The sequence below is a fragment of the Kosakonia sp. R1.Fl genome, from assembly GCF_023516815.1.
Classification (GTDB): domain Bacteria; phylum Pseudomonadota; class Gammaproteobacteria; order Enterobacterales; family Enterobacteriaceae; genus Kosakonia.
Genome location: NZ_JAMGSQ010000001.1, coordinates 3,610,445 through 3,625,102, shown reverse-complemented (window position 1 = coordinate 3,625,102; position 14,658 = coordinate 3,610,445). Strand labels below are relative to the sequence as shown.

The window sequence follows — 14,658 nt, the reverse complement described above, 5'->3', positions numbered from 1 at the left end:
GGTGATTCACGCTTGCAGGTTACGGAGTTTTTCGTTCGGCAAAGTAGTGCGCTGGTGTGCTACCCATCGTTTTTCTGAACATGGTGATAAACGCATTCACGGATTCATAGCCGAGTTTTGTCGCCACGTTTTGCACGGATTCACCGCTGGCCAATGCCTGCAGCGCAATAATCAAATGGAGTTGCTGACGCCATCGGCCAAAGGTCAGCCCCGTCTCGCGCAGCATCAAACGCGCCAGAGAGCGTTCACTGAGCGCCAGGCGCTTCGCCCACGCTTTAAACGTGCTGCGATCTTCCGGGTGGCTCACCAGCGTATCGGCCATGGCGCGTATTTTGGCATGCGCAGAAACCGGTAAACTGAAGTTCTGCTGTGGCATGGTGACCAGCTCATCAAGCGTGACCCGGGTTAGCCTCGCGGCATGGCTATCTGGCGGGTAATCGACATTTTCACGGGTTAAGCGATCAACTAACTCTTTAATCAGCTGAGAAATGGCCAGCGTGCAACAGCGATTCGGCAATGCTGCAGCCCCGGGTTCAATAAAAAGATAATTCAGATGCGCGTTCCAGGTGGCACTGGCGCTGTGAGGTACCCCGCCGGGGATCCATACCGCGCAGTGCGGCGGCACAATCCAGATCTCGTTTTCCGCACGACAGGTCACCGCGCCATACAACGCAATGATTAATTGCCCTTTGCGGTGCGTATGAACCGGCACCTCAGCTTCGTAATCCACGAAATCAAGACGCCGGGCAACTGCCGGGCTGTGCGTGTCATCGGGGTCAAACACGGTTGTGGCGTAGTTAGGCTGCATACGATTGGCAACATTCAGGTATTTTTTGACAGAATAGAGTATTTAATGGCATGCGCAAGCCGGTAATACTTTGCGGCATGAACAAAATCGATTTCTCCCCCAGCCCTTTGTTGCGCGATTTATCTGCCCTGCTTCGTCGTACAGGCAGAATGTTTGGTTCAGTCGCATTAATGGGTGATGCCAACGCGTTACTTTATTCCGCCAAAAGCTTTGCAGCGGCAATGCTCGCGTATTACATCGCCCTATCGATCGGCCTTGAAAAACCCTCGTGGGCGATCATTACCGTTTATATTGTGTCGCAAACTTCGGTTGGCGCGTCGCTGAGCAGAAGCGTCTACCGCTTAGCCGGTACGATAGTGGGTGCCGGCGCGACGGTGTTAATTGTGCCCACATTCGTGAATACGCCGATTTTTTGTAGCGTGATACTCACCGGCTGGATCACCTTTTGTCTCTATTTATCGCTGCTTGAGCGTACCCCCCGCGCTTACGCCTTTGTGCTGGCCGGTTACACGGCGAGTCTGATTGGTTTTCCGGCGGTATTTCACCCCGGCGAGATTTTTGATACCGCCATGGTTCGTGTGCAGGAGATTGGAATTGGCATCTTCTGCGCGGCGCTGATTCACCGTTATGTGTTGCCAAAACGGATCTCCGGCCTGTTCAACAGCAAAATCGCGCAAACACTGAATTCTGCACGTCAGATGCTGGCAGACACGTTGGCGGGAAGTGCCAACGAAGCGGCCGCTAATCTGAAACTGGCGCTGGCGTTACAGTTTCTGCAAGGCCTGAGCCACCATATCCCTTACGACTTTGCCTTCTCAGCGCCGGTGCGTCATGCGCGAAAAGCGCTGCATGATAAGCTGGCGCGCTTGTTGATCGTCAGCGGTGAATTACATGATCGCCTGATGATGGTCACTGCGCTGCCCACCGATATTCAGACGCTGCTGGAAGCGGTGCAAAGCTGGCTCGCCGGGGAAGAGTGCACAAAACGGAAAATAACAGGGCAAGCGCTGGCAGAACGCAGTGCGACGCTAACCAAACGACTCGCCGCCGCAGAGGCACTGACCTTTGAAACGGCGCTGCAGATGAACCTTGTCCGTCACCTCCATGAAGCCATTATCCTGTTGCTGCACTGCGAGCGGCTCGCGGACGCACTCGCGCAGGCAAAACCGGCGCAACTGCCGGCCGAAGATAAACCGGCGAAAGGCTATGTATTCCACCGCGACAGCCTCTCTGCGGCGCGCACTGCGCTGGGAGCTTTCGTCATCATCCTGAGTGGTTGTCTTATCTGGATTGACACAGCCTGGCCCGATGGCGCGACGGCAGTTTCTATCCTCGGGGTCTGCTGCACGCTGTTTGGCAGTTTCGATACCCCGGCGCCGCACATTGTGAAATATATGATAGGTTCCGCCTGGGGCGTAATGATAAGCCTGCTCTACAGCTTTGCCCTGCTGCCTCTGGTAACTGAATTTTCAGTACTGGTTGCGGTGCTCGCCCCGGCCTATCTGCTGGCGGGATCGTTGCAGGCCCGACCAGCCACCACTTTTATGGCCATGGGGATCACCCTGACGCTGCCTATTTTGTGCGAGTTGGGTGCCCACTACAGCGGAGATTTCGCCGTGGCCGTCAATACCGCCATCGCGCTCTTTGCCGCCACCGGCTTTGCGGTGATCACGATGAGCTTGCTACAAACCGTGCAGGCTGACGCCGCCATTGAACGCTTGCTGCACGTCTGCCGACGCGACGTTCGACGCAGCGTGCAAGGCGTATTCAAACCCGATGAAACCCACTGGACCAATCTGATGATAGACCGGACCGCATTGTTACTGCCGCGCTTGCAGCGAAGCGGGCACTCCGCAGAGCAAACGCTCAACCAGATATTGCACTCGTTGCGCATTGGCCTTTCCGTGATGCACTTACGCCGCTTTCAGGCGCAGAAAGAGCGCAAAACAGCACATGAAATTAACGAGATCCTCTCTCTGCTTGCCCGCGATACCGCAACCGGTGCGTTACGTCAGCGGATTGAGGCCATGATTGGCCTCGCATCCCTGCAGCCCCATCAACCGTCGCGCCAGCTCGTTAATTGTCTGGTTGATCTGCACTGCGCATTACGCGAACCGTACACGGAGCGCGCCCATGATTAATGACATTAATCTCGGCGGTGTGTACGTCCCCGGGCTGCTGGTCATCGCCCTGACAGCCTTGTGCTGTACGCTGTTGTGGCTGCCTCTTTTCGCTTTCAGCCGGCGCTATCGCCGTTTGCCCTTGCGTCCGCTGATGAGTATTTCCACTTACATTGTTACTTTTTTCCTGCTTATGCAGGGGCTGAACGCGCTGGGGTTAGTCGTATGAAATCCTTTTTTTCTCTTTTAAGCCGTTATGCACTGACGTTAAGCGCTGTGCTGGTGGCAACCCTCCTCGCTTACATGATGTGGAAACATTACGCGCAGCGTCCCTGGACCCGTGATGGCCGGGTGCGTGCTGATGTGGTGCAGATAGCGCCGGATGTGTCCGGGCCGGTGGCTACTGTCGCCGTTCGCGATAACCAGTGGGTGAATCAGGGCGATGTGCTCTATTCAATCGATCCGCACTGGCTGAAGCTGGCGGTGGTCAGCGCGCAGGCGGATGTCGAGGCCAAACGCCATGAAATGTTGATGCGCCAGGATGCGGCGACAAGGCGGTCACAGATAAAAGGCGTGATTTCCAGCGAAGACTTACAACAAACAGGCAGTGCGGCCAGCATCGCGGCGGCAAATTATCACGGCGCGCTGGCGGCACTGGAACTGGCGCAGCTTAATTTAGCGCATGCCACGGTGCGCGCGCCGGTAGCGGGATATGTCACGCATCTCAGGCTGCGTCCGGGCGACTACGCCACCGCCGGGGAAACCAAAGTGGCCATCATTGATGCGAACAGCTTCTGGGTTGTGGGCTATTTTGAGGAGACAAAACTGCGGCATATTCATGTCGGAAATCGCGCAAAAATCGCGCTGATGGGGTTTAAACCCGTCATCACCGGTCACGTTGAGAGCATCGGGCACGGCATCGGCGACAGCAATGACGAAACGGGCGGTCTTGGCCTACCGGACGTTAACCCCACTTTTAACTGGGTGCGCCTTGCGCAGCGCGTACCGGTCCGTATTCATATCGACAAGCTGCCCGCCGGTGTGGAGTTAGTGGCGGGTTTATCTGCCAGCGTGTCGGTAGAGCCTGCCGGGCGCAAAACATCCCCGTCGTTACTGGCACGAATGACCGGTGAATAACCAAAGCGTTAAATGATGTCTTGATTTTGTCCGCTGGCAGCCTGTCCAGCGCCAGCGGACGATACGGCAACGCCTTATTTAAACAGTTTCTGCACAAACTCAGCATAGGCGGGACGCCAGACATCCATTTCGTGTCCCAGGCCGGGATACGCTTTATAGATAAACGTGATGCCTTTTTGCTCCAGTTCTTTTTTAAGCCCGGCAATATCCTGCCCGGTGACGGTATCTTTTTCGCCGACCACCACCGTGAAGTTATGCAACTGCTTATTCACCTCCTGCGGCTTATTAAGCTGCGCTGTCACGCCGGCATCCGGTACGGTGGCGGTGGTGACACCACTGAATGTCGCCAGCCAGCCAAAACTGTCCAGATGGTTCATCCCGGAAACCAGTGCCTGAAAGCCCCCTTGTGAGAGCCCGGCCAGCGCACGACCGCCAGCATCCTTGCGCACATTAAAGCGGGCATCGACCAGCGGAATGATGTCATGCATCAGTTCGCGGTCTGCCGCTTTGGCATTAAGCGGATAGAACATTTTGCGCCGATCTTTCGGCGGATAATTTTCAGGAATCGCCTGCAGAATATCCGTTTCCGTATCCGGTACCACCACCAGCATGGGTTTGATTTTCCCTTCGGCCAGCAGGTTGTCCATTATCTGCGGCAACCGCCCCTGATCAATGGCGGAAAGGCCGGTATCGCCAAAGCCATGGTAGAAATAGAGCACCGGCAGAGGTTCGCCTTTACCGTTGTAACCCGGCGGCGTCCAGATATACATGCGACGCTCTGAACGCAGCTCTTTCGCGTGGTAGGTCACCGTCAACAAATCACCATGGGGCACAGCGCGATCGTCAAGAATACTGCCCGGCACCAGAATCAGGCTGGTATTGACCTGGCGCTGCGGTTTTTGAAACCGGCTTCCTGTATCCACCGAACGAAAACCATCGACATCAAAGTAATATTCGTACAGGTTCGGTGCCAGTGCGGCGCTTTTCCAGGACCATATGCCGTGCTCATCTTTTTGCATGTCGTGTGAGACAACGCTGTCCGGGGTTGAACCGGTCACCACCGATACCTGTTTTGCGCCCGGCGCGAACAGGCGAAAGGTAATACTTTTATCGGCGTTAACCTGGGTCACATACTGGCTAACCGGCACAGATAAATCCGGCGTCACCGGTAATGGCGCAGCAACGGCAGGAAGCGTCGCGCCCGCAACAAGCGCGCTGACGGTAAGCGCCAGCCAGGTGATGTTTGTCTTCATATTCCACTCCCTCATTGTATTTGTTGTTAAGGCAGAACGTGTTAGCGCATTCCCCCCCCCCCCCGCTTTAACCTGAACGCCAGCATGTGTATCTGATAAATGTCACCCACAAAGGCTGGCAGCAAAAGTTTGCGTATTGAGCGGATTTTTAAAAACCTGTTTCTGTGCGTTTTGCGATATATGTTGCGTAAATCAGCGATTTTTAACCAATTTGAACAGGATTAAGAAAGAGAGGACGTTATCTGAACATCACGTTGAATGTCTGCACAGCAGCTTTTCGACCTGTTGCAGCGGTGCGGGTCTTGAAGGTGAAACAGGCGAAACGCGACCGGCGCGTTTCGCGAAGGGAGTCTGGAAAATGCGGAGCACCCGTCGATGCAGGGTTTCAGAGAGCCTCAACCACCGCGAACTCTTCCGCGACAAGCTCCATCTGTTCAGAGAAAAATCCCGCGCGGGTAAAAAAGGCTTTGTGCTCTTCGCGCCAGTATTCAAGGCTTAAATCGCCCTCGCCCTCTTTTCTGGCAAACGCTTCCGTCACATCGCAAAAACGCACCAGGCGCATCGATAGCATTCTGATGACGCAAACCGGGGAATGTTGCCCGTCGAGAATAATATGATAACTGCCGATTTTGGCTGCCGACTCTTCAGCCAGGTAGGAAGCAAGCGAGCAGCAGGAGGCCGTTTTTTTCCCACTCACTACTAAGCCTACAAGCGCGTTTGCCATCTCCGCATTATCGCCGAATGACCATGCCTGTGCGCCGGGATAGGCGGTTTTTAATTCATCAATTCTCTTCATCCTGAACCTTTTATTGGCGTAACTAAGCGACAACTCGCGTTCTGGGCGGGCATTGTGCCGCCGTATTTCCCATCCATTAACGTAACCGTCTACGTTTTGATCACTGCTCTTTTTTGCGCACAAGAGAGGTGACAATAGCCGTCAATCCACCGATAAGCGGCATCGGTCCTGCGCCGGCGAGGAAGTTTTCGCGATCGATTTGGTTATCACGGCGAATATCCGCAAAGCGGGCAAGCGCGTTTTTTTCACTGCTCGCGCTGATCTCTTCAAACTGTTTTTCGAAACCCTGCGCCACCAGTTGAGAAGCGGCATCCACTTCCGCGATTTTCAGTACAACGATTTGCTTACCTTTTTGATAAAAACTGTAATCCGTCATTTCTCACTCCCTCATAGAAAAGGTGGCCCGACAGGTAATATATCTGGCTTAAGTGAATTCTGAACCTGTTTTCTGCGCAATTTGTTAAGCCGATAAAAGATGCCATCAGGCAGAACTTACCCAACCCGGTTAAGGAAGTGTTGCCAACAACCACTCCATCGTCACTCCATATTAGCGGCAATATAAATCAATAAACCCTCTGCAGAATGTTCATTGTCCGCAGGAGGGAAAAATGAACAACTTTAAATATTTCATGAAATACACCGAGTATCTGGGTCGAAAACTTTTAACCGGTATGGTTCAGGATCACCAGTTTCACAGCAAAAGATTAAAAAGGATCACGGGCAGAACCCCCGATCTGGTTAATCCGGTGACGCTGAGCGAAAAAATATGCTACCGAATGATGTATGACCATAACCCGCTTTACACGCGGCTGGCAGATAAACTGGCGGTGCGCGATTACGTTTTGACGCGTACGCAAAGAGTACAATTACCCACCTTGCTTTGTATTTATAACGACGTGAAAAGCATCGATTTCAGCCAATTACCGGACAAATTTGTGCTGAAGTGTAATCACGACAGCGGTAGCGCAGTAATCTGCACCGATAAGGATAAACTTAATATTGCACGCGCGTTGCAGAAGCTGGATTTTGCCCTGCGCAAAAATATGTATTACACCACCCGTGAATGGCAGTATAAAAACATCAAACCGCTTATATTGTGTGAAAAATACATTGATTTATTTTCCGAAAGAGAAAAAAGTCAAACGCCTGAAATGCTGAGAATACATTGCTTTCATGGCATCGCGGGTTTTATCGAAGCGGATTTTACCGATGCTTCCGGTCATGGTTTTATTAATGTCTACAATCGCTGCTGGCAATTACAGCCCTTTCAGATGGAATATCCCAATATGCCAGGGGCGATCCCCGAGCCGGAATTATTGCACAAAGCGATAACCGCTGCGCAGGAACTGTCAACCGGGATCGATTATTGCCGAATTGATCTTATGCTGCAGCGTGATGTCATTTATTTCAGTGAAATCACCCTCAGCCCCCGGCGCGGCAAGTTACAGATCTCACCGCCAGAGTGGGATACCCGGCTGGGTGAGATGTGGAAAATGACCGCGAGACAAACCAACCCGCAGTTGCAGTAATCACTGTTTTTTCCGTAAGGGCCATGAGAGGCGAAAAATGGAATGGCCCTGATCGGTTAACGTGTAGGTAACGTCGCCCTGATGGGCAAGCATAATGGCTTTCAGCACTGATAATCCCAGCCCACAGCCTCCCGGATTGGTATCCCTTGCGCTGGCGCCGCGCTGAAAGGGGTGAAACATAAATTTATGAAACGCCTCCGGGATCCCCGGCCCCCCATCCTCGATGAGAATAAAGTTCTCGTGTTCATTCGCGCCGTGGCGGATCACCATGCTTTTAGAGGTGGCATATTTTATCGCGTTATCGAAAAGGACGGTCAGGCACTGAATAATTCGCAGCGGATCGCACTGGCATTGCTGGGGGTGTAATTCGGTCGCGACGGTAAAATGGCTGCGTTTAAATTCCAGCGCAAAGGAATCCACCGCGCTCTGAATAATCTCCTGCAAATCCACTTCCGCCAGCGTTAACGTAAATTCGGCCCCGCCGGATGAACTCACCACCCGCAGATCTTCTATCAGGCTGGATAAACCCTCGGTTTGCTTAAGCAGATTGTTAAACAAGGTTGGATTCGGCTCGAATACGCCATCCACCAGCCCCTGTAAACGGCCCCGCAGAATGGTAACCGGCGTGCGAAGTTCATGGGCGATGGCGGCGTTCCAGGATCTGCGCTGCGCATCCATTGTTTGTAGTTTTTCCGCCATCTCATTGAAGTCATTAACCAGATGATTAAGCTCGCCAAGATGGGAACTGGCGCAAAACGCCCGCGCGCCCAGATCGCCCTGGGCTATCCTGCGCAGGCTGGTCGCAACGGAGCTTAACGGGGTCAATATTCTTGCCGACAGTTTTACGGTAAAAAAAAGCGAGATCGATAAACTTATCGCGGAAGCAATCAGGATCCATAACCAGTCCAGATAGGTCATCTGATCCTCATTTCCGGCCATTGCCCCGCCGGGAATGTAATAAATGATAAAGGTATAAAACAGGTAGGAGCCGATAACCGAGACAGCAATCACCGTCAGCGTCAGCGAAATCATAAACGCCAGAACCTGGCGGCTTAACGGATGGCCTCTGTTCATTTGTTTTCACCTAATCGGTAACCCATGCCGCGAATACTTTCCGGAACCCCCTTTAACCCGCAGTTTTCCAGCTTTTTGCGCAATTTGCTCATATGGCTGTCCACCGTGCGATCCAGCGTATCGCCTTCCGGCAGGCAGGCATTGAGCAACTCTTCGCGCGAGCAGACTTTGCGCGGGTTACGCGCCAGATAGGCCAGCAGTTTGAATTCGGTCGTTGTCAGTAAGGGAGAGATAACCTCGCCGCAACCATTGATCTCCACATAAAAATCTTGCGGATACACCGTTAAAAAGGGGGTGCGGATAGGCTTGTTGTGGAGTTGTTCGTGGCTGGCCTTTGCCCTGCGCAGCACGGCTTCGATACGTGCAACCACCTCAGTGGGATTGAAGGGTTTAACGACATAATCGTCCGCGCCAAGCCGCAGCCCCATCAGTTTGTCGATGTCCTGATCCAGGGCCGTTACCATGATGACCGGAATATTGCTCTCTTTTCGCAGTGTGGAAAGGACAGTCCAGCCATCGAACACCGGCAACTGGATATCGAGTAACACCAAATCGGGCTTTTTCAGCCGGCAGGTATCTATTGCCTGCTCACCGTCCGCCGCGCGCAGGTTGCGCATTCCCGAACGCTGAATATAACTGGTCAGAATATCCGCTATTTCATCATCATCTTCAGCAACAAGAATAAGATAGTTATCGTTCATGATTTCTCCACTCACCCCTGATATGGCAGGCATTCTGTGACCTGTCTTGCGCGAAAGCATACACCGGTGTTTTCGCTGCGGTTAATGCACTGATGCAAATGCCGTTTTTCTAAGCTGTTTCTGAAGCCAGGCAATAACGCGCAGGTCATCAGCGAACATCAGACCCGCTTGTGCGACGAAAGTTGCATCCAGGTAAACTCGCTGACGTCTCATTTTTTCTCAATGTCTGACGGCAACATCCGCAAGTGAATATTTACCAGGCAGACGTACACACTCGCTCCACATTCGGGTAATCAATTTTCCACAGTCCTGGATAACAATAGAAAGTAAGACATAGAAAATAACCTGTTACTGGAAAACGATGACATAAATAAACACGGTAAAAACATCTCATTTCATTACCGGTAACGCTATCTTTCGGAGTAGAAATATCAATGAAGTACTTACGGAAGCTCACCGCTGAAAAAATCAGTTCATTAATGATATTTTCGCTATGGTTATGGGGAATGTTCTATATATGGCTTATTTTGATGCACAACGTTGAGGAAAAAGTAGGTGCGACGCTGCTTTCATCGCCGTTTATCTATTCGGCGTTAAGCGTTTCACTTTTATTGTTTTTGCTACAGGAAAAAGCAGGCGTACTGAAAGAGCTGGCTATCGTAACCTTCTTTTTGGTTATCATTTTTCTTCATCTTATTCTTATCTTTAACCTTCTCTTACTCAGGCTCCCTGATATTTATGACGTTAGTTTTTATTATGAGTGTTTTTTGATTATTTTCCTCGGCGTCACACCGATGTATCTCTTATTAAGAATCATCTGAATATTATTGAATATGAAGCGGTGAACTTTTCCGATGCGCGTGGTGACAGGGAATCAGAAAATCCTGCATCGTTACATCGCAGGGGAATTAGCCGCCTCCATAGAACCTCCATAAAACATGCATTCTGCGTAAACATCAAAACGATAGAGTGCATCAACGCACTGTAATCCTGGCGCATATGTTAATCGGCTCGCAATGAAAGCGCATGGGTGATTAAGCATAAAGGTAAGTCAGGATTGTTCATCCATACCGGGTAGATACTTTTTTATAATGACGTCGATAAATAAAAACCCACCGTCCTCCACTGAAAATGTGAAAAGGACATTAAAACATCTGGCCGTAAAAAACGGGAAAAAGCTTTCTGTGACTTTTTTTCTGGTTATCGCGGAAAATGTGACCTATTTACTGTATCCCGTGCTGGCAGGCATCGCTATCAACGCGATTCTGGCGGGGAATGCTCTCACAGCCGCGCTGTATGGGCTGATGATCCTCTTTATCTGGATCCTCGGTGCAACCCGTCGCAGCATCGATACGCGCACCTTTGCACGCATTTATGCCGGTCTTGCCGTATCGGTTATTATTGCGCAGCGTAAATATCAGCTTAATCACTCAACCATCGCCGCACGGGTGGTGTTAGCCCGCGAATTTGTTGATTTTTTTGAGATGCATCTGCCCATGCTGATGACCTCGATTATTTCCCTTTTCGGCGCCGCCATTATGCTGCTCATTATTGAGTTTCACGCCGGGGTGATGTGTGTGGTTATCGTCATTATTCTGTCGTGTTTTCTTAAAGGTTATACCCGTAAAAATGAGTTGCTGTTTAACCGGCTAAATAACCGACTGGAGAAGGAGGTGGACTATGTGCATAAAGCCACCACGCTCTCGCTTAACCGCCATTATTCCTCCCTTGCCCGCTTGCGAATTAGTCTTTCCGATCGTGAAGCGCTGGGATACCTGGCGATCGGCGTGCTGATCGCCCTGCTCTTTACCCTGACCATTATATTAATGACCTCAACCCAGGGGGTGAACGCCGGGCATATTTATTCGGTAATGACGTATATGTGGATGTTTGCCACCAGCCTTGATGATGCTCCGCAACTGCTGGAGAAGTTTTCACAACTTAAAGACATTGGTCAACGCGTCAAGACGGATGATGTCGATACCGGGACATTATCACCGCAGCAGAAACCTTGAATTTACTCATCTCGCCTTAATTGTTCGGAATTGATTTCATGCCACAGTTTTTTATTGACCGGCCTGTCTTTGCCTGGGTTGTTGCACTGTTCATTATATTGAGTGGGTGTTTATCTATACCTCATCTTCCGGTCGCGCAATACCCGGCGGTCGCGCCACCGAGCATTATTATTTCGGTCAGTTTTCCTGGCGCGTCGCCTGACATGATGAATAGCTCGGTGGTTTCACTGATTGAGCGAGAGATCACAGGTGTCGACAATTTGCTCTATTTCGAGTCCACCAGCGACACCACCGGGATGGCGTCCATCACCGTGACGTTTAAACCCGGAACGGACAGCAAACTCGCGCAGATGGATTTGCAAAATAAGATAAAAACGGTGGAGCCGCGTCTGCCCCAGGCGGTGAGACAAAACGGCGTCAGCGTTGAAGCAGCCGAGTCTGGCTTTCTGCTGATGGTCGGTCTGAAATCCGATACGGGCGCTTATCAGGAGGCAGATCTGAGTGATTATTTCGCCAGGAATATCAGCGATGCGCTTCGCCGCGTGCCAGGCGTAGGTAAGGTTCAGCTGTTCGGGGGGGAAAAAGCCATGCGCATCTGGCTTGACCCGGTAAAAATGCACCATTACCAGCTTTCGGCCAGCGACGTCATCAGCGCGGTGAGCCAACAGAATGTGCTGGTTTCACCCGGCAGATCGGGAGACGAACCGGCGCTGCCGGGCCAGGACGTCACTTATCCGTTAACCGTGAAAGGGCAACTCACCTCTGTTGCGGAATTTAAAAATATCACCCTCAAAGCGACCACGGACGGCGCGCGTCTGACGCTTGGCGATATCGCACGCGTGGAGTCTGGGTTACAGAGTTATACCTATGGCATCCGGGAAAATGGCGTTCCGGCAACGGCAGCAGCGATTCAGCTTTCGCCAGGCGCGAATGCCATCAGCACTGCCGCCGGGATTCATCAGCGGCTGGCCGAACTGAGCACCGCGCTGCCGCAGGGCATGGCGTTTACCGTTCCGTTCGACACCGCCCCTTTTGTCAAAGTGTCGATCATGAAAGTGGTACAAACGTTAGCCGAAGCGATGGTGCTGGTTTTTCTGGTGATGCTGATCTTTTTGCACAATATCCGTTGCACGCTCATCCCGGCCATTGTTGTCCCGGTGGCGCTTCTCGGCACATTCACTGTGATGATGTTAAGCGGCTATTCCATCAATATCCTGACCATGTTTGGCATGGTGTTAGCCATTGGCATCATCGTCGATGACGCGATTGTCGTCGTCGAGAACGTTGAGCGACTGATGGCAGAAAAAGGCCTCCCGGCGCGCGAGGCGACCCGCGAAGCGATGCGGGAAATCACACCGGCGATTATTGGCATTACGCTGGTGCTCACCGCCGTGTTTATCCCGATGGCCTTTGCCAGCGGTTCGGTCGGGGTGATTTACCGCCAGTTCACGGTTTCGATGGCGGTATCGATCCTGTTCTCCGCTTTTTTAGCTTTAACGCTAACGCCTGCGCTCTGTGCCACCCTGCTGAAGCCGCAGCGGGAAAACGCGTCGTCAGCGGGAAGATTTGCCGCCGGGTTTAACCGTTATTTTCATCTGCTCACTTCGCACTATACCTCGGGGCTGGGGTATGTCGTAAAGCGAACCGGGCGGATGATGCTGCTCTATGCCGCGCTGTGCGCGGCCCTGGTGATGGGGTTAATCACGCTGCCATCCTCTTTTTTGCCCGAAGAGGATCAGGGCTATTTTATGTCCTCCATTCAGCTTCCCTCCGAGGCCACGATGCAGCGCACGCTCGCGGTGGTGAAACGCTATGAAGATGAGGTAGCCGCACGGCAAGCCATTGAAAGCAATATTATGATCCTCGGTTTCGGTTTTTCAGGCTCGGGGCAAAACTCCGCGCTGGCCTTTACAACATTAAAAGCGTGGTCATCGCGCAAGGGGATCGCAGCCCAGGATGAAGCCGATCTCATTCAGTCAAAAATGCAGTCCGAACCCGACGCGGTGACCATGAGCCTGCTGCCGCCCGCCATCTCCGATATGGGCACCTCTTCCGGCTTCACCTTTTATGTTGAAGACAGAGCGGGCAAAGGCTACGAGGCGCTGAAACAGGCCGCAGACACGCTGGTTTTACAGGCAAACAAGAGTGCGAATCTTGCGGATGTTTATATCGATGGATTACCCGAGGGCGCGTCTATTTCCCTGAACATTGATCGGGAAAAAGCGCAAGCGTTAGGCGTATCGTTTGAGGAGATCAATCAGGCCATTTCGGTTTCCTCGGGTTCAAACTACGTTAATGACTACACCAATGCTGGTCGTGTCCAGCAGGTTATTGTGCAGGCCGATGCAGCCTATCGAATGCAGCCTGAAACGCTGTTAAAAATATCCGTAAAAAACAGGCTCGGGGAAATGGTGCCGCTTTCAGCGTTTGTCACCTCGTCATGGCACCAGGCGCCACAGCAACTCAATCGTTATCAAGGATACCCGGCCATACGCATTACCGGCAGCGCTGCTCAGGGTCACGCCAGTGGTGAGGCGATGAAAACCATGGAGCAACTGGCAAAGGCATTACCGCCAGGGTTTACCGGCGAGTGGGCGGGCAGTTCGTTGCAGGAGAAAGCCTCGGCTTCCCAGTTGCCAGGGTTAATCCTCCTGTCTGTGCTGGTGGTATTTCTGGTGCTGGCGGCACTGTATGAAAGCTGGTCAATTCCCGTTTCCGTGATGCTGGCCGTACCGTTGGGTCTTATCGGCGCGCTGATTGCTGTCAGCGCAGCCAGTATGACCAACGATGTGTTTTTCAAAGTGGGCTTGATTACCCTGATTGGTCTTTCAGCCAAAAACGCTATTCTGATTGTCGAATTTGCCCGTCAGCTACGCAGTCAGGGTATGAGCACCCTGGAGGCGACATTACTGGCGTCCCGACAACGGCTGCGTCCGATTTTGATGACGTCGTTAGCCTTCACGCTGGGCGTTGTTCCCCTGATACTCGCCACTGGTGCCAGCGCCAGCACGCAGAATGCCATTGGTATTGGGGTTTTCGGGGGCATGATCAGCGGCACCGTATTCGCAATTTTCTTCGTGCCGGTATTTTTTATCGTGGTGACCACCTTTTTTGACGGGCGTTTGCGTTCCTTAAATGGACGAAAAGCGTGACGCATACACAGGCCGGTAATCCAGTCAGTGTTTGTTTAACAATGCCAAAACGGGCTGGATAAAATTTGCTTGT

General features: G+C 52.2%; 13 protein-coding genes. 7 read left to right on the top strand and 6 right to left on the bottom strand.

The genetic code is table 11. The annotated features are described in order from the left end of the window. Window positions 1-19: 19 nt before the first annotated feature. Window positions 20-808 (bottom strand): AraC family transcriptional regulator, encoded by a 789-nt coding sequence (locus M8Q36_RS17150; protein WP_249881694.1) that lies wholly within the window; start codon window positions 806-808, stop codon window positions 20-22. Between the two features lie 77 nt (window positions 809-885). Here M8Q36_RS17150 and M8Q36_RS17145 point away from each other — a divergent pair, with 77 nt between their 5' ends. From M8Q36_RS17145 to M8Q36_RS17135, 3 genes are read left to right on the top strand one after another with little or no spacing between them, the layout of a single operon-like run. Next, window positions 886-2,949: an FUSC family protein gene (locus tag M8Q36_RS17145; RefSeq protein WP_502825476.1), complete on the top strand. Its 2,064-nt coding sequence runs from the start codon at window positions 886-888 to the stop codon at window positions 2,947-2,949. Beyond that, complete coding sequence (locus M8Q36_RS17140; protein ID WP_249881693.1) at window positions 2,942-3,157, top strand: DUF1656 domain-containing protein; 216 nt, start codon at window positions 2,942-2,944, stop codon at window positions 3,155-3,157. Before M8Q36_RS17145 ends, M8Q36_RS17140 begins: the two co-directional genes overlap by 8 nt. After that, the gene (locus tag M8Q36_RS17135; protein WP_249881692.1) at window positions 3,154-4,065 is read left to right on the top strand and encodes an HlyD family secretion protein; all 912 of its coding nucleotides are present in this window, start codon (window positions 3,154-3,156) and stop codon (window positions 4,063-4,065) included. Before M8Q36_RS17140 ends, M8Q36_RS17135 begins: the two co-directional genes overlap by 4 nt. Window positions 4,066-4,139: 74 nt before the next feature. On the opposite strand, the gene M8Q36_RS17130 is transcribed toward M8Q36_RS17135, so the two are convergent. The 3 genes from M8Q36_RS17130 to M8Q36_RS17120 all read right to left on the bottom strand — a co-directional run bounded on the left by M8Q36_RS17130 (window position 4,140) and on the right by M8Q36_RS17120 (window position 6,490). Beyond that, entirely contained in the window at window positions 4,140-5,318 is a 1,179-nt protein-coding gene (locus tag M8Q36_RS17130) for an alpha/beta hydrolase-fold protein (RefSeq protein WP_249881691.1), read from the bottom strand. A gap of 385 nt (window positions 5,319-5,703) precedes the next feature. Then, the gene (locus M8Q36_RS17125) at window positions 5,704-6,114 is read right to left on the bottom strand and encodes an ASCH domain-containing protein (RefSeq protein WP_249881690.1); all 411 of its coding nucleotides are present in this window, start codon (window positions 6,112-6,114) and stop codon (window positions 5,704-5,706) included. A 100-nt stretch (window positions 6,115-6,214) separates the two neighbouring features. Further along, the gene (locus tag M8Q36_RS17120; RefSeq protein WP_249881689.1) at window positions 6,215-6,490 is read right to left on the bottom strand and encodes a hypothetical protein; all 276 of its coding nucleotides are present in this window, start codon (window positions 6,488-6,490) and stop codon (window positions 6,215-6,217) included. Window positions 6,491-6,722: 232 nt separating this feature from the next. On the opposite strand from M8Q36_RS17120, the gene M8Q36_RS17115 reads away from it, so the two are divergent. Then, on the top strand, window positions 6,723-7,643 hold the full coding sequence (locus tag M8Q36_RS17115; protein ID WP_249881688.1) for an ATP-grasp fold amidoligase family protein: 921 nt from the start codon (window positions 6,723-6,725) through the stop codon (window positions 7,641-7,643). Here the strand turns inward: M8Q36_RS17115 and M8Q36_RS17110 are convergent, their stop codons facing one another. Continuing rightward, on the bottom strand, window positions 7,644-8,717 hold the full coding sequence (locus tag M8Q36_RS17110) for an ATP-binding protein (RefSeq protein ID WP_249881687.1): 1,074 nt from the start codon (window positions 8,715-8,717) through the stop codon (window positions 7,644-7,646). After that, the gene (locus tag M8Q36_RS17105; RefSeq protein WP_249881686.1) at window positions 8,714-9,418 is read right to left on the bottom strand and encodes a response regulator; all 705 of its coding nucleotides are present in this window, start codon (window positions 9,416-9,418) and stop codon (window positions 8,714-8,716) included. Before M8Q36_RS17105 ends, M8Q36_RS17110 begins: the two co-directional genes overlap by 4 nt. Window positions 9,419-9,852: 434 nt before the next feature. Between M8Q36_RS17105 and crrC the strand changes: the two genes are divergently transcribed. From crrC to M8Q36_RS17090, 3 genes are all read left to right on the top strand, one after another. Continuing rightward, entirely contained in the window at window positions 9,853-10,239 is a 387-nt protein-coding gene (gene crrC, locus M8Q36_RS17100; RefSeq protein WP_249881685.1) for a colistin resistant protein CrrC, read from the top strand. A 270-nt stretch (window positions 10,240-10,509) separates the two neighbouring features. After that, a complete protein-coding gene (locus tag M8Q36_RS17095) occupies window positions 10,510-11,433 on the top strand; it encodes an ABC transporter six-transmembrane domain-containing protein (protein ID WP_249881684.1) in 924 nt (307 codons plus the stop codon). 38 nt (window positions 11,434-11,471) lie between these two features. Beyond that, the gene (locus tag M8Q36_RS17090; protein ID WP_249881683.1) at window positions 11,472-14,585 is read left to right on the top strand and encodes a multidrug efflux RND transporter permease subunit; all 3,114 of its coding nucleotides are present in this window, start codon (window positions 11,472-11,474) and stop codon (window positions 14,583-14,585) included. Window positions 14,586-14,658 lie beyond the last annotated feature (73 nt).

Excerpts from the sequence above, each read along its gene's own strand:
- M8Q36_RS17120 (WP_249881689.1), bottom strand. The coding sequence starts at position 6,490 with ATGACGGATTACAGTTTTTATCAAAAAGGTAAGCAAATCGTTGTACTG.
- M8Q36_RS17090 (WP_249881683.1), top strand. The coding sequence starts at position 11,472 with ATGCCACAGTTTTTTATTGACCGGCCTGTCTTTGCCTGGGTTGTTGCA.
- M8Q36_RS17110 (WP_249881687.1), bottom strand. The coding sequence starts at position 8,717 with ATGAACAGAGGCCATCCGTTAAGCCGCCAGGTTCTGGCGTTTATGATT.
- M8Q36_RS17130 (WP_249881691.1), bottom strand. The coding sequence starts at position 5,318 with ATGAAGACAAACATCACCTGGCTGGCGCTTACCGTCAGCGCGCTTGTT.
- M8Q36_RS17150 (WP_249881694.1), bottom strand. The coding sequence starts at position 808 with ATGCAGCCTAACTACGCCACAACCGTGTTTGACCCCGATGACACGCAC.
- M8Q36_RS17115 (WP_249881688.1), top strand. The coding sequence starts at position 6,723 with ATGAACAACTTTAAATATTTCATGAAATACACCGAGTATCTGGGTCGA.
- M8Q36_RS17095 (WP_249881684.1), top strand. The coding sequence starts at position 10,510 with ATGACGTCGATAAATAAAAACCCACCGTCCTCCACTGAAAATGTGAAA.
- M8Q36_RS17145 (WP_502825476.1), top strand. The coding sequence starts at position 886 with ATGAACAAAATCGATTTCTCCCCCAGCCCTTTGTTGCGCGATTTATCT.
- M8Q36_RS17140 (WP_249881693.1), top strand. The coding sequence starts at position 2,942 with ATGATTAATGACATTAATCTCGGCGGTGTGTACGTCCCCGGGCTGCTG.
- crrC (WP_249881685.1), top strand. The coding sequence starts at position 9,853 with ATGAAGTACTTACGGAAGCTCACCGCTGAAAAAATCAGTTCATTAATG.
- M8Q36_RS17135 (WP_249881692.1), top strand. The coding sequence starts at position 3,154 with ATGAAATCCTTTTTTTCTCTTTTAAGCCGTTATGCACTGACGTTAAGC.
- M8Q36_RS17125 (WP_249881690.1), bottom strand. The coding sequence starts at position 6,114 with ATGAAGAGAATTGATGAATTAAAAACCGCCTATCCCGGCGCACAGGCA.
- M8Q36_RS17105 (WP_249881686.1), bottom strand. The coding sequence starts at position 9,418 with ATGAACGATAACTATCTTATTCTTGTTGCTGAAGATGATGATGAAATA.